Below are 15,189 nucleotides of genomic sequence, written 5' to 3' on the forward strand. Positions count from 1 at the left end.
TTATGGGAACAAATACAATTAAATTAAAAGATATAGCCGCTATTTTAGGCGTTTCTGTTTCTACTGTTTCTAAAGCATTAAATAATAGTATAGATATAAGCGAATCTACAAAAAACAAAGTATTAGAACTTGCAGAATCACTTAACTATAAGCCAAATTTTCACGCTTCAGCATTAAGAAATAATAGAAGTTTAATACTGGGTGTACTCCTACCCGATTTAAAAGATAATTTCTTTTTAGATTCTTTAAATGGAATTACAGAAGAATCTATAAAAAACGATTATAAAATAATGGTATATCAATCTTGTAACGATTACAATAAAGAGATTACTTATGCTAATCTTTTAGCAGATAGTAATATTATAGATGGTTTAATTTTTTCTTCTACAAAAAATATAATTATACATAAAAAGGAAGAAAACCATATAAATAATTTTATAACTAAAGGTGTTCCTGTTATATATATAAATAAACAGAAAAAATCTAGTGTAAACAGCACCTATAAAGAAAGTGGTTTCAAAATAGGAAAAGAATGTGTTAAAGAACTACTTTCAAAAATAGAGCATACTAATTTAAGCGCATAAAAAACTATATATGTTATTAATTGCAGATAGTGGCTCAACAAAATGTGATTGGGTTATATACAAAGACATAAATCAAGAACCTTTTAAAATTAGGACAAAAGGTATAAATCCTGCAGTTTTAAGTAAAAAGAAATTAAAAGGTATAATTATAAAGAACTTAGAGCTTTATAAATACAAAGATTTAATAACCTCTATTTACTTTTTTGGAGCTGGTTGTGGCACTAAAAAAAATCAAAACAAAATAGATAATATATTAACCTCATTTTTTAAAAAAGCAAAATCAAATACAAAAGAAGATATTATGGCTGCAGTATATGCCACGACTAATACTCCAGCAGTAGTTTGCATATTAGGTACTGGCTCTAATTGTTGCTATTTTGATGGTACTAATATAACTTTAAAAACACCTGCGTTAGGTTATATTATTATGGATGAAGGAAGTGGTAATCATCTAGGAAAAAACCTTTTACAATCTTACTATTATAAAAAAATGCCTATAGAATTAAGGTTGAAATTTGAAAAAAAATTTAATTTAAAAGAAAAAAAGGTTATTAAAAAACTATACCATTCCTCTACTCCAAATAAATATTTAGCAGAGTTTTCTCTATTTTTATTTGAAAATAAAGACAACCCATTTATTAAAAATTTAATTATTGATGCGATGGATAAATTTATTGAAAATCACATCTTACAATATTCTGAAGAATTAAAAACTGTTCCTTTACATTTTGTTGGATCTATAGCATACTTTGCTAAAGATTATATTGAAATAGCTTTAAATAAAAAAGGATTAAAAGCCTCAAGTTTTATTAGAAGACCAATAGATAATTTAATTAATCATATAAAAACAGAAGGTGTAGCATAGTTTTAAGATTACTTAATATAAAAATGAAATTAACAACAACATACACTAACATAATATATTATTTAATTATACCAATATTACTATTTTCGGCTTGTAACAAGGCCGAAACAAAAACAAATGAATCCCTTTTTAGTTTATTAGATAGTAGCATATCTAATATACATTTTACAAATGAAGTAAAAGAAGATTTATACTTCAATTTTTTAAACTACCCGTATATCTATAATGGTGGTGGCGTTGCTTCTGGTGATATTAATAATGATGGATTAGAAGATTTATATTTTACTTCTAACCAAAACTCTAATAAACTCTACTTAAACAACGGCGCTTTTAAATTTCAAGATATTACAGAAACAGCTAATGTAGCAGATAAAAATGGTTGGACTACAGGCGTTACAATGATAGATATTAATAACGATGGCTGGCTAGATATTTATGTTTGTAAATCTGGTTCATTACAAAATAATGATGCTAGAAAAAACAAGTTATTTATAAATCAAAAAGATAATACTTTTAAAGAAAGTGCTTCACAATACGGACTAGATTTCTATGGTTTCTCTGTACAGTCCTATTTCTTTGATATGGATAATGATGGTGATTTAGATATGTATTTAGTTAATCATAGAGCAGACTTTAGAAATAATACAACTATTGATTTAAAAAGAGATGAACAGATTGAAGATTATGGTTCAGATCAATTATACAAAAATGAAAATGGAACATTTATTAATATAACCAAGAGTTCTGGCATAGCTAATAAAGCTTGGAGTTTATCTGCATCTATAGGTGATTTTAATAATGATGGTTGGTTAGATGTTTTTATAGCAAACGATTTTCTCCAACCAGATTATCTCTACATAAATAATAAAAACGGAACCTTTACAGATAAAGCTATAGAAACATTTAACCATATTTCTAATAATAGTATGGGTTCAGATTTTGAAGACATTAATAACGATTCAAAACCAGATTTATTAGTACTAGATATGATGGCAGAAGACCATGTAAGAAGCAAAGAAAATATGGCAACTATGAATACTCATAGTTTTAATACTATGGTTAATGCTAACTATCACTATCAATACATGTCTAATACTTTACAATTAAACAATGGCAATACTACTTTTAGTGAAATAGCGCAATTAGCTGGTATTGCAAAAACAGATTGGTCTTGGGCGCCTTTAATTGCAGATTTTGATAACGATGGTTTTAAAGATGTTTTTATTACTAATGGAATACAACACGATCTTTCTAATCAAGATTTTAGAACGCAAATGCGTCAAAATATAATGAATAGAAAAAAAGTAAGTTTAGAGCAAGCAATTGCAATGATGCCTTCAGAAAAATTACAAAACTACATTTATAAAAACAATGGAGATTTAACTTTTACAAAAACATCTAAAACTTGGGGTTTAGAACAAAAAACAAACTCAAATGGTGCCATCTATACAGATTTAGATAATGATGGAGATTTAGATATAATTACTAATAATCAAGCAGATAAAGCTTCTATATACAAAAACAACACTCGTAATAATTCGATTTCCTTTTCTCTTAAAGGTCCTGAACAAAATAAAAATGGAATTGGTAGTATAATTAATCTATATACTAAAAACTCACAGCAATCTAAAACTCTTTTTACTAGTAGAGGCTACCAATCTTCAGTTAGTAATAAGTTACACTTCGGTATAAAAGACATTACCTCTGTAGATAGTGCAGAAATTATATGGCCAAATGGAACAAAGCAATTACTTACCAATATTAAAGCTAATCAGACATTATATGTGGATTACAAAAAATCAAATATTGAAAAGCATATAAAAAAATCTAACGCTCTATTTCAAACCATAAATCCAACAGACATAGGTATAAACTATATACAAAAGGAAAATCAATTCAACGATTTTGATTTACAGCTTTTATTACCGCAAAAACAATCGGAAATGAGTTCTGCATTGACTGTAGGTGATGTTAATAATGATGGGATAGAAGACTTTTTTGTTGGTAATGCAAAGGACGCTTCTGCTAGTCTATATGTTCAAAATAAAGATGGCGGTTTTATTGAAACAAATAAAGAATTATTTGAATTAGATAAATCTTTTGAAGATACCAACGCAAAATTTATAGATATTGATAATGATGGTGATTTAGATTTGTATGTCGCTTCTGGCGGCTATGAAATTAAAGAAGGTAATCCCTTATTACAAGATAGGTTGTATATAAATAATGGACAAGGACTTTTCCATAGAGGTAATAATTTACCAAAAACATTAGTAAACTCTAAAAGCATTACTGTAGCAGATTACGATAATGATGGAGATTCAGATATTTTTATTGGAGCTCATGTAAAATATGCTAAATATCCTCTAGCCTATCCATCATATTTACTTGAAAATAAAAATGGTAAATTTATAGATGTTACTGATCCAAAAATAAATAGTATTTCTGAATTAAAAATAATTAATGATGCTGTTTTCTCAGATTTTGACAAGGATGGTGATCTAGACTTAATTGTTGTTGGAGAATGGATGTCAATCACCGTATTTGAAAATAACAATCAGCAATTTTATAAAAAAGAGATTGATATACTTAAAGATTTTAATGGTTGGTATCAAACCATTAAAGAAATTGATTTAAATAATGATGGGTATCCAGATTATATTGTAGGAAATTGGGGAGCAAATAATAAGTTTCACCCTTCCAAAACAAAACCTCTACATGTTTATGCAGATTATCTTGATACAAATAAAACGTTTGATATTGTTCTTAGCAAAGTATCAAAAACAGGACATTTAATCCCTGTAAGAGGTAAAGAATGTTCTTCACAACAAACACCTTTTATAAACAATAACGTAAATACATTTAAAGCATTTGCAGCTTCTACTCTACCAGAAATATATGGTTCCAACAAATTAGCTAATGCAACACATTATACGGCTCATAATTTTGAATCTTTAGCCTTAATTAATAATAAAAATGGTGGCTTTAAAATACAAAAGCTTCCAATTAGATCTCAATTCGGGCCCATTTTAAGTATAGATACCTATGATATTAATAACGATGGCTATTTGGATGTTTTTGGCGTTGGTAATGTGTTTGATTCTGAAGTAGAAACCATTCGCTATGATGCTTCAAAAGGCTTTATTCTTATGGGGAATAATAAAGGCACACTCAAATTTAAAGAAGATAGTAGTTATTTTAATAACCATGAAGCTAAGGCTATTAAAAAAATTATAATAAACGAAATTGTACACTTTATTATTTTAAACAAAAATAGTACGTTAAACATTTTAAAATTAAAATCATCTTGATAACTAATCTAGACATAGGTAACAAGATTCAATATTCATCAATAATGAATTCAAGAATAAACAACTTTTTTTCTAAACATTATTACGAATGGAGTTATATCGAGTCTTTTGCTGACTCTAAACTTTACAAGAAATTTTTAAACTGGATTAGTGGAGAATTTGATTTATTCTTGCAAGAGGAAAAAAATGGCTTGCAAATATTTTTTCCAAATGGATTCTTTTATATAAAAAAGCAAATTACAAGTTCTAAAGCCATTACAGTAGAAATTAGTATTAAAAGTAAATCTTCTACTATAGGAAATAATATATTTAATCAAATAATTTCTATTTCTAATCATTTAAACGAAGTATATTAGTTCAATTAATCATAACTATTATTTATGAGTCAAATTCAAATAAATTCTTTTCAAGACTATCAAGAAGCCTATCAAAAAAGCATTGAAAACCCTAGCCTATTTTGGGGGGAAATAGCAGAACATTTTGAATGGAATAAGAAATGGGATAACGTTTTAGAATATGATTGGCAAAAACCAGAAACAAAATGGTTTGTTGGTGGTAAATTAAATATTACAGAAAACTGTTTAGATAGACATTTAGCAACTAAAGGAGATCAAACAGCCATTATATGGGAACCTAATGATCCCAAAGAAGCTACACAACATGTGTCTTATAAAGAATTACACAGTAGAGTTTGTGCTTTTGCTAATGTTTTAAAAAATAATAATGTAAAAAAAGGAGATCGTGTGTGTATCTACATGCCTATGGTTTTAGAGTTATCTATTGCTGTATTAGCATGTGCAAGAATTGGTGCCATACACTCTGTTGTTTTTGCAGGATTTTCTGCCACAGCGTTGGCGGCTAGAATAAATGATGCTACGTGTACTGTTTTATTAACTGCAGATGGAGGCTTTAGAGGAAAAAAAACAACTCCGTTAAAAGATATAGCTGATGAAGCATTAAAAGAATGTCCAAGTATAAAAAGAACCATAGTATACCAAAGAACACATCAAAAAATTTCTTGGAATACAAAAATAGATACATGGTGGCATGAAGAATTAAAGAAAGTAGATGATGACTGCCCTGCAGAAATCATGGATTCTGAAGATATGCTTTTCATTTTATACACTTCTGGGTCTACTGGAAAACCAAAAGGCATGGTACATACTTGTGGTGGTTATATGGTCTATGCTACATATTCTTTTCAAAATGTCTTTCAATATAAAAACAATGATATCTATTGGTGCACTGCAGATATTGGTTGGATTACAGGTCACAGTTACATTGTATACGGCCCTTTATGTTCTGGAGCCACTACTGTAATGTTTGAAGGTGTACCTAGTTACCCAGATTTTGGCCGTTTTTGGGAGATTTGTGAGAAACTTAAAGTGACTCAATTCTATACTGCACCAACTGCAATTCGCGCTTTAGCAAAACACCCTAGTGAATTTGTAACTAAATATGATTTATCTAATTTAAAGGTTCTTGGTACTGTTGGAGAACCCATTAATGAAGAAGCATGGCATTGGTATGATGATAATGTTGGTAAAAATAATTGCCCAATAGTAGACACGTGGTGGCAAACAGAAACTGGAGGTATGATGATTTCTTCTTTAGCTGGTATAACTAAAGACAAGCCTACATTTGCTACGTTACCTTTACCTGGTATTCAACCCATTTTATTAGATGATAATGGCAATGAGTTAACTGAAACTAAGGCAGAAGGAATTTTAGCAATTAAATATCCTTGGCCATCATTAGCAAGAACTATTTATGGTAATCATGAACGCTATAAAAATGTTTATTTTTCGGCTTACCCAAATCATTATTTTCCTGGAGATGGCGCATTGAGAGATGCTCAAGGAAATTATAGAATTACTGGTCGTGTTGATGACGTAGTAATTGTTTCTGGGCATAATTTAGGAACAGCTCCTATAGAAAACGCAATAAATGAACATGAAAGCATTGTTGAAAGTGCTGTTGTAGGTTTTCCTCATGATATAAAAGGAAATGCCTTATATGCCTATGTTATAACTTATAATAATGTAGAAGAAAATGAAGATTTAACTAACGAAATTAGAACACTAGTTGCAAAAACAATTGGAGCAATAGCTAAACCTGATAAGATTCAATTTGTAAAAGGACTACCAAAAACACGTTCTGGCAAAATTATGCGTCGTATTTTACGTAAAATTGCTTCTAATGATATTTCAAATCTTGGAGATGTTTCAACATTATTAAATCCAGAAATAGTAAAAAGTATTATTGATGAAAAACTATAAATAGTAACTAATTAAAGGATTATCAAATAAACTATTAAAATTATTATCGATTCAAAATTAAACGCCTTGTTTCAATAAAACTGCCTACTTTAAAAACGCAGAAATATAAACCGCTATTTAAATTTTCGCCATTAAATACAACCTTATATTCTCCTGCTGGTTGCTTTTTATTAACTAAAGTAGATATCTCTTTCCCTAAAACATCATATACTTTTATTGATACTAAGCCTGTATCTCTTAATGAGTAACTAATAGTACTGGTCGAAGTAAAAGGATTAGGATAATTTTGATCTAAATGAAAATCATCAATAGATAATACATCTCCAAAATCTATATCACTTGTTGAATAAAATGCTTCTTGACTATCTGATCGCTGCCAAATACTATAAATAACATGTTTCCCTGTTCTAAAAGGTAATACAACTGGTATATCTACTATATATTCTGCTACACTTGCGCTGGTAGTAACAAGCGGTGTTAGGCTTTCCCATGTTAATACTTGATCTGGTGTCCAATCATCTTTTGTAATATAAACAGAATAGTAGGATGTTGCATGTGGCGCAGAATTTGTCCAGGTAACTGTATATGGTCCTGGTGAAACTGGAGTTGCTACCCAATCTGTTCTTACTTGATCCATTCCTCCATATTTGTCTGGTCTTCCTCCACTAGGTAAATTACCATTCATTACATATAACATATGTTCACTATTAGCATTGGCTTGGTTAATTTCATTCCAATCATAAAGTGGTTGAGTTCCATGAGATGCAACAGCATCTATACAGGCAGCAGAATCTGGACTCTCTGGTCCTTCTTGATAGCAATTCCAAACACGACTAGGAGGACTTGTTACTGTACCGTGAGGAAAAACATATTGAATAATAGTTAATACAAATATTATACAAATTATTTGTTGCTTTATTAATTTACTTCTATTAAAATCTATTGATTTTGAAATGCTTTTGGGTAATGTATTTTTTTTCATAATTAAAATAATTGATACTTTTCTTTATAATATTTTATCTCATTATAAAGCTTAGTAATAAACTCCCTTTTCCATAAAATTATATACGATAATCTATATAGCTATAGACTTCGAAGCATAAAATAATTACCTTCTTTACTAATAGAAATGAATTAAATTTTTAATAGCTACAATCTCTTAGCTAGATAAATTTATTAATATATAAGAATGCCTAGAATGCGTTTCCAATAAGAAAAGTTGAAGAATAAATAATTTAACTTTGAGCTTTAGCAAATTCACCTTTAAAGTCTAGGGTGATAATAAATTTAGTACCAACACCTAATTCACTCTCACAATGAATTTTACCATTCATAGCTTCTACATATTTTTTCACAATAGACAGACCAAGTCCTGTTGATGCTTCTCCAGCTGTAGGTTTTGCCGAGAGTTTCTGAAATCTTCCGAATAATTTTTTCTGATCATTTTCACTTATCCCAGGTCCATTGTCTTGAACCACAACATAAGTCTTTTCTTCTTGAGATTTTACATGCAATACTATTTTGCTTCCGCTTTCAGAAAATTTGATTGCATTAGAAATCAAATTTTCTAAAATCTGAATCATATAGTTTTTATCTATTTCTACTAAATGATCTCCGTCTTCAATTTCTAATATTATTTTAATATTTTTTCCTGATGAAGTAACATGAAAAGATTGGGCTACATACTCAACAACCTCGCCTAAGTTAACAACTTCATTAACTAATTGAATTTGTTTTGTTTCTAAGGCATGTACATTCAAAATACGACTAGTCATTTGTATTAATCGATCTGAAGAATTCTCTATTTCTGTTAGATATACTTCTTGATCCTCAGTCAATTTAGTTGGTGTCATATTAAATAACTGCACTAACATTTTAATTTGCCCCAAAGGTGTTCTAAGATCATGAGAAACGATATTTACTAACATATCTTTCTCCTTATTCAAATTAACTAATTCTTTATTTCTTATAGCAATCATAGCCGTTCTTTCCTCTACCTTCTTTTCCAATACTATGTTTTGCTCCTTAATTAATTTTTCATTTGCTTTAGCAGATAATAAAGCGTTTGCTTGTGCTTCTTCTTTTTCCTTTTTATACATATTAATTCTGTCACCTAAAGCAAAAGAAAGTAATAAGACTTCCATTGCAGAACCAATCTGCATAGCATTTAAATATGGCATTACAAAAACTAGATTTAAGGATTCTAGTATGGCAAAACAAATACCAATAATAAGCGCTCCCCATGCAAATAAATAGTACTTAGCTGGGCGATAACCTTTTAATTTAAATTGTACTCCAAGAATAAGAAAATATGCAGCCATAATTAGTAAACCGCCTTGAGCTAACTTAAGACCTTCTATTCTATATCCAAACACAACAAGTACACATACTAAAAGACCTACAACCAGAAATGCCATAGCACCTTTGTGCATCATAGGAGCAGATTTTTTAGTGTTTAAAAACTTTTGGGTAAATAACGTAGCGGTGATCATAGTCAATCCAGAACTTACCACTACTACTTTATTAATATAAGGAGCATTAGGCCAAAAGTATTCAAAGAAATAACCAAATACAGAAGCCATAAACCATGTAATGCTAAATACATATGAAATGTAGTAAAGGTATATTTTCTCTCTAGTTGAAAAATACAAGAAAAGGTTATAGAGAAAAATAAGAAGCATAAAACCAAAATAGATACCTTGGAGAAAGTCAAAATCATGTCCATATGCTACAAAATTAGAAAGAGCACCTACATTAAGAGGAAAAAATAATGGTTGATCACTCTTTACTCTAAGGTAAAATGTTCGTGTAACATCCTTATCAAAATCAAGTGCAAATAAATAATTACTAACTTCAATTTCTCGAGTATTAAAAGGTAAATCATCACCGGTATGACGCTTAGATATAAGTTTGTTTTCTTCATCAAATTCATAAAGACAGATAGAATCAATATAGGCAGAACCAACATTAAGATAAAAATTATCTGCTATTACCTTCGTAACTTTAAATTTTACCCAGTAAGCAGATGCAGTACTAGCAAAGTTTAAAGTTTCTTGAGCATATGCTTTAAACTTAATCTCTAGGTTTTCGTTTACAATGTCTTCTATAGACAATTCTAGAGAGGCATCTTCAAAATAATGGGTTTGTTTTCCAATATCACGTATTTCAGTTGTATTATCTAGGAGAATCTCTGCCTGCCCAAATGAGCAAAGAGGAAATACTAACATAATCGATAAAAATCCTAAATAATATTTGAAATATGATACCATTCTCAATACTTAATATTTTTAATAAATGAGCAAAATTATAAATTAAACCAATAGGATTTCCTAAAAAATTTGTTGTAGTTTTAGGTTGTAACTCGTAAGCAAATTAATGAATGCATGAACAAACTTAAAATACTGGAACAAAAAGCCAAGGATATTGTATCTAAAGTTTCTAATCACCCACAAGGTCGCTATCAATTACGTTATGAATTCTATCAAAAGTACGGAAATCCTCTCATTAAAGGAAAAGAAGGCTTAGGAAATTCTGAATTAGCTTTTATTAACTGGGAAATAAAAAGAGGAACACTTAATTCTATGAGTGACTCAAAACCTGGCAGCCTATGGTGGAGAGAAGTTAACAGTCATTTTCTTTACTTAGCAACACTAGCCCAATTGATTAAAGAATCTGGTAGTACTTTTCAAGAATTACCCATTCCTGTTAACTTTTGGTTAGATTACATTAATTCACCTAATGAGCAAACATGGTATCGCGCACACAATTCAAGTATAATTTCTGGATATTATGCAGCAGATGCTCTAGCTTTTAATGAAAATATTTATGAACAATATTTTATGAATATCGTTCTATATCGTGTGCTTTATGCGCAATCAATGGTTGAAGGTGTAAGTTTTGGCATATTGGGAAAAATATTTGGTAACCCTAGAGGTTGCGCCGTTTCAATAATCACACATATAGAATCTTTTTATCCAAGTCATTATCCGCTATCTAAAGAAGACATTAAATATGTTACTCATAATGCCCATAATTTCTTAGGATTGATTGAAGATGTTTTTGATAAAATATTTATTCTACCCCATTTAGATAAACTTTATGCAGAAGCTTCTCAATGGAATAGCTCTCCTGTTCTAAAAATGTTTATTAAAAATAATAAGCCAATCTATCCAATTACTCAAAGTGAATTAAATAAAAACCATTTCAATAAAAAAATAAAGACAAAAGAAATCCCTACGCTTTAAAACAACAAATCAATGCAAAACAAAGAACAAAACAGAAAGAAAATAGCCGTACTAGGCAGTGGTATGTCTGCTCTAGCAAGTGTTTATGAACTTACTTCTTACGAAAACTGGCAAGATCATTATGATATCACTATATATCAAATGGGCTGGAGACTAGGAGGCAAAACCGCAACTGGTAGAGGTCCAAAAGAAAGAATTCAAGAACATGGCATTCATATTGCGCAAGGTTGGTATGAAAATGCCTTTCGTTTAATACAAGATTCTTATAAAGAATGTGAAAAGCACAATTTAATGCCAAATAGCCCTTTCAAATCATGGGAAGATGGTTTTGATAGAGAAGACACTACATTATTAACTCATTTCGACCCTAAGACCAATCAATGGATTAAAAAGAATATTATTTTTCCTTCAAACGATTATATCCCTGGTCAAGGTGGACCATTGCCATTTTCAGCAATCGTACATAAAGCTCTAGGTCTTGTTATTGAAATTTTATTTGGAATAGACCCAAACAAAGATAGTCTCATGAGCATGGCTTCAGAATCTGCAAAAGATATAAAAGCGCCTGAACATCATTCGCTTTGGGGAGATTTTAAAGCTAAATTTGAAGCCTTTGGAAAAAATGCCCTTAAACATGAAGGTGAAAAGTTATTGAATTATTTAGCCGAATTAATTCAGAACATGAGCAACATGGAAGATCATGACCATGCTAAACGAAAAGAGCATCACTCTTTGATTAAAGAACTATTCGACTTGATTTCTAAATGGGTTACTAAGCTTATTAATTCAATAGCCGAACATAATGAATACTTTTATTGGCTAGCCGTATTTGTAGAATTTGGCTTAGTTAACATGAAAGGAACATTTGAAGATGTATATAACCCTGAAACTCATGAGCTGGATTATGAACGTATCAATGATTTAGATTACCGTGCATGGCTTAAAAAACATGGCGCAAGTGATCGACTATTAAGCTCTGCAATGGTAAGGTTTCTTTACACGGGAACATTTCATAATTTAACTGGAGCTGACAAACAAGGTAGCCTGGCTGCTGGAGTTGGACTTCACTTTTTAACAAATTCTGCAGGTTACAAAGGTTCTTTCGTCTGGAAGTTTAAAGCGGGAACTGCAGATACTATGATTACTCCAATTTATTTAGTATTAAAGAATAGAGGTGTAAATTTCAAGTTCTTCCATAAAGTAGAACAAGTACACTATTCAGATTCTGGTAACATTGAAAAAATATCTATGGCAGAACAAGTGACATTAAAAAACGGCACATATAACCCTACATACCCGCTCAAAGGTTTAGATGTTTGGCCTGGAGAACCGCTTTACGACCAAATAGATGATGAACAAGCGAAAGCTCTAAAAGAAGGCAAGTATGACATAGAAGAGTCTTGGTGTGCTTGGAAGAATGTAGGGCAAATTTCTTTAGAAAAAGGGACAGACTTTGATTATGTTATTTTAGGTATACCCATTGATGTTTTAGGAGGTAATGAAGGGATTTGTAAAGAAATTATTGCTAATAACGACGCTTGGAAGAATATGTACAATAATGTTAAAAGTATTCCTACAATGTCTATGCAATTATGGATTAAACCAACATTAAAAGAATTAGGTATGAACTTACCAGATTGGGGCTTTCCTGAAGGATCATTACCTAATTTAGTTACTTATGCAGATCCTCAATATTCATTTATAGATATGTCTCAAGTAATGCCTTATGAAGATTGGAATGAAGACGAACCTGGTGTATTAATATACTATACAGGCTCGTTCCTAGACCCAGAAATTATTCCTCCATTCTCGGATCATAACTATCCACATGAGCAACTAGAACGTATTATGCGTGTTTCAGAACAATGGCTAAAAGATAAAATGGGTTGGTTCTTCCCTAATGCTACGACATTAGAGTATCCAGAAGGCATGAAACTAGATGTCATTCATGATTTTTCAAAAAGTGCCAAAACTGATTATGCAAGATTAAAAACACAATTCTTTAGAGCTAATGTAAATCCAACAGATAGGTACACTCTATCGCTTCCTGGTTCCAACAAATACCGTCTAAAAGCTAACGAATCTGGCTTTGACAATCTTATTATTACTGGAGATTGGATTAATTTTGGTGTTAATGTAGGGTATTATGAAGGTGCAATTGTTTCTGGTCTTCAAGCTGGACAAGTAATGAGAGATAAACTTGGTTTGCCTTCTGAAACGGAAATTTTTAGTGGCGTGAAAATGAAGTAATAATAATAAAATGAAATAAGAGGGATTTTATCCCTCTTATTTCATTTTATTCTAAAACATAAACAATAGTTATCAAAGTGATATCTATAAGTTATAGAATATACTTAATCATTATTATTTTCAATAATCGCTATATTAGGTTTCATATTTAATAATGCTTCTATCTTACTCAATCTAGCTTCCAATGCTTTGTTCTCCTTAGATTTAATACCATTGATTGCTTTTAAGTCTTCAATTTCATTTTGTTGCTCTTTTACAGCTTCTAACAAAACTGCCGTAAGCGACATATAATCCATAGATTTATAACCTTCTTCATTAGTTTTCACTAACTCAGGATATACTTTTTCAACTTCTTGAGCTATTAAACCTATTTGCTTATCTGAAGTAAAGTTTTGATCGGGAAAATCTTCTGTTTTCCAGAAATAAGAAACACCTCTCATTTGTTTTATATTCTCAATAACATTAGGTAGTGTTCTAATGTTTTTTTTCCATCTTTCATCAGAGCTGCAAGTACCACCTGTACAATTTACAGAACCATTTACATCTAACTTTACAGATGGATTATTTCTTCCTATACCTACTTCTCCAGCGGCATCTATAACAAATCTTCTAGCTCCCGCTGTATTATCATATATATGAAATTCTCCAGGATTAGCATCAAAAGCACCTTGAACACCAACAAAAATTTCTCTTACACTATTTTTAGATACTATTCCTGCCCAACCATTACCTGTATTTTCTGTTCTTACTCGCGTACCATTACCTCCACTTGAAATATGAAGCATATCATCAGGACTAGTTTCATTAATTCCAACTTCTCCTCCTTGGTTAATAATCAATTGCGTATTCCAAGAGATTGGATCACCTGCATTACTAGATGCTCCATCTGCATGTTTAAACTCTATCCAAGCATCATTATTAGTACTAGCAGTACCATTAATATCAATAAAGGCAGCATCTTCATTCCCTTTAATATAAGTTTCATTAATTCCATAACTAGCATTCCATTTATGTTGTACTCTTCCATTTCCATCTTGAACACTAACAATATAATCTGAGGTACTTCCTGACATTATAATACCTTCTGCTCCATTAGGTACCATAGTGTTAACCGTTGCATTTGCTGCAGTTGAAAAGATGGTACCTGTAGTTAGAGTATTTGTACCAATTAAATTGTTATTTGCAAGATTTAAATCTTGTGTTGCTATATGGTTGCCAAGATTGTCTCCAATTTCTGTTGTTTTAGAATGCAGTGCATATGGTACACTTAGTAATTGTTGCGTACCAAGAGTTGTATAAGTTGTTCCTCCTGTAATATCTACACCAACCTTAAGAAAATAAGTGTTTGTAGACCAAGTAATAGTTGAAAAATCATCCATAGTTGTTCCTTGTCCCAACGCAAGTGTAACCATACCTATATCTGTTGTAGTCACATTTTGCGTTTCGGTGTATACTACGGTTCCTGATGCGCTTCCTTGATGGATTACAAATTGTAGTGCAATATCTGTATTTGTAATTGAGTTTCCAGAACTATCTTTTATTACAGCTTGATAGTTAACTTGTTGTGGCGTTTGAGCATAAAGTTTACATGCTAGCAAAAGGAGCATAGTAAAGAGTACTTTTTTCATATCATTAATAAGTTATAAGTTAATTATG

General features: G+C 30.6%; 10 protein-coding genes. 7 read left to right on the forward strand and 3 right to left on the reverse strand.

Annotated elements, in window-relative coordinates; translation table 11 throughout:
- Positions 1-2: 2 nt before the first annotated feature.
- The 5 genes from Q0997_RS06160 to acs are packed head-to-tail and all read left to right on the forward strand — an operon-like array spanning position 3 to position 7,039.
- On the forward strand, positions 3-584 hold the full coding sequence (locus tag Q0997_RS06160) for a LacI family DNA-binding transcriptional regulator (protein ID WP_299886132.1): 582 nt from the start codon (positions 3-5) through the stop codon (positions 582-584).
- Between the two features lie 10 nt (positions 585-594).
- Positions 595-1,449, forward strand: a complete 855-nt coding sequence (locus Q0997_RS06165) for an N-acetylglucosamine kinase (protein WP_299886135.1) — start codon at positions 595-597, stop codon at positions 1,447-1,449.
- 23 nt (positions 1,450-1,472) lie between these two features.
- Positions 1,473-4,760 (forward strand): VCBS repeat-containing protein, encoded by a 3,288-nt coding sequence (locus Q0997_RS06170; RefSeq protein ID WP_299886138.1) that lies wholly within the window; start codon positions 1,473-1,475, stop codon positions 4,758-4,760.
- 44 nt (positions 4,761-4,804) lie between these two features.
- Positions 4,805-5,116: a hypothetical protein gene (locus tag Q0997_RS06175; RefSeq protein ID WP_299886140.1), complete on the forward strand. Its 312-nt coding sequence runs from the start codon at positions 4,805-4,807 to the stop codon at positions 5,114-5,116.
- Between the two features lie 24 nt (positions 5,117-5,140).
- Positions 5,141-7,039 (forward strand): acetate--CoA ligase, encoded by a 1,899-nt coding sequence (acs, locus tag Q0997_RS06180; protein ID WP_299886142.1) that lies wholly within the window; start codon positions 5,141-5,143, stop codon positions 7,037-7,039.
- Between the two features lie 43 nt (positions 7,040-7,082).
- On the opposite strand, the gene Q0997_RS06185 is transcribed toward acs, so the two are convergent.
- Positions 7,083-8,021, reverse strand: coding sequence for a lytic polysaccharide monooxygenase (locus Q0997_RS06185; protein WP_299886147.1), 939 nt, complete (start codon positions 8,019-8,021; stop codon positions 7,083-7,085).
- A gap of 253 nt (positions 8,022-8,274) precedes the next feature.
- On the reverse strand, positions 8,275-10,308 hold the full coding sequence (locus Q0997_RS06190; protein ID WP_299886150.1) for a sensor histidine kinase: 2,034 nt from the start codon (positions 10,306-10,308) through the stop codon (positions 8,275-8,277).
- A gap of 114 nt (positions 10,309-10,422) precedes the next feature.
- Here Q0997_RS06190 and Q0997_RS06195 point away from each other — a divergent pair, with 114 nt between their 5' ends.
- Together Q0997_RS06195 and Q0997_RS06200 are read left to right on the forward strand one after the other, a co-directional pair.
- A complete protein-coding gene (locus Q0997_RS06195; RefSeq protein WP_299886152.1) occupies positions 10,423-11,283 on the forward strand; it encodes a hypothetical protein in 861 nt (286 codons plus the stop codon).
- 12 nt (positions 11,284-11,295) lie between these two features.
- On the forward strand, positions 11,296-13,533 hold the full coding sequence (locus Q0997_RS06200; RefSeq protein ID WP_299886155.1) for an NAD(P)-binding protein: 2,238 nt from the start codon (positions 11,296-11,298) through the stop codon (positions 13,531-13,533).
- Positions 13,534-13,637: 104 nt separating this feature from the next.
- Here the strand turns inward: Q0997_RS06200 and Q0997_RS06205 are convergent, their stop codons facing one another.
- Positions 13,638-15,161 carry a tail fiber domain-containing protein gene (locus Q0997_RS06205; RefSeq protein ID WP_299886158.1) on the reverse strand — a complete coding sequence of 508 codons (1,524 nt, stop codon included), beginning with the start codon at positions 15,159-15,161 and terminating at the stop codon, positions 13,638-13,640.
- Positions 15,162-15,189: the final 28 nt, after the last annotated feature.

Source organism: uncultured Lacinutrix sp., from assembly GCF_947500325.1.
Taxonomy (GTDB): Bacteria; Bacteroidota; Bacteroidia; order Flavobacteriales; family Flavobacteriaceae; genus Lacinutrix.

What these genes read in the sequence shown, in the direction of transcription:
- Q0997_RS06205 (WP_299886158.1), bottom strand. Translation starts at nt 15,161, where the DNA reads ATGAAAAAAGTACTCTTTACTATGCTCCTTTTGCTAGCATGTAAACTT.
- Q0997_RS06170 (WP_299886138.1), top strand. Translation starts at nt 1,473, where the DNA reads ATGAAATTAACAACAACATACACTAACATAATATATTATTTAATTATA.
- Q0997_RS06190 (WP_299886150.1), bottom strand. Translation starts at nt 10,308, where the DNA reads ATGGTATCATATTTCAAATATTATTTAGGATTTTTATCGATTATGTTA.
- Q0997_RS06175 (WP_299886140.1), top strand. Translation starts at nt 4,805, where the DNA reads ATGAATTCAAGAATAAACAACTTTTTTTCTAAACATTATTACGAATGG.
- Q0997_RS06185 (WP_299886147.1), bottom strand. Translation starts at nt 8,021, where the DNA reads ATGAAAAAAAATACATTACCCAAAAGCATTTCAAAATCAATAGATTTT.
- acs (WP_299886142.1), top strand. Translation starts at nt 5,141, where the DNA reads ATGAGTCAAATTCAAATAAATTCTTTTCAAGACTATCAAGAAGCCTAT.
- Q0997_RS06200 (WP_299886155.1), top strand. Translation starts at nt 11,296, where the DNA reads ATGCAAAACAAAGAACAAAACAGAAAGAAAATAGCCGTACTAGGCAGT.
- Q0997_RS06160 (WP_299886132.1), top strand. Translation starts at nt 3, where the DNA reads ATGGGAACAAATACAATTAAATTAAAAGATATAGCCGCTATTTTAGGC.
- Q0997_RS06195 (WP_299886152.1), top strand. Translation starts at nt 10,423, where the DNA reads ATGAACAAACTTAAAATACTGGAACAAAAAGCCAAGGATATTGTATCT.
- Q0997_RS06165 (WP_299886135.1), top strand. Translation starts at nt 595, where the DNA reads ATGTTATTAATTGCAGATAGTGGCTCAACAAAATGTGATTGGGTTATA.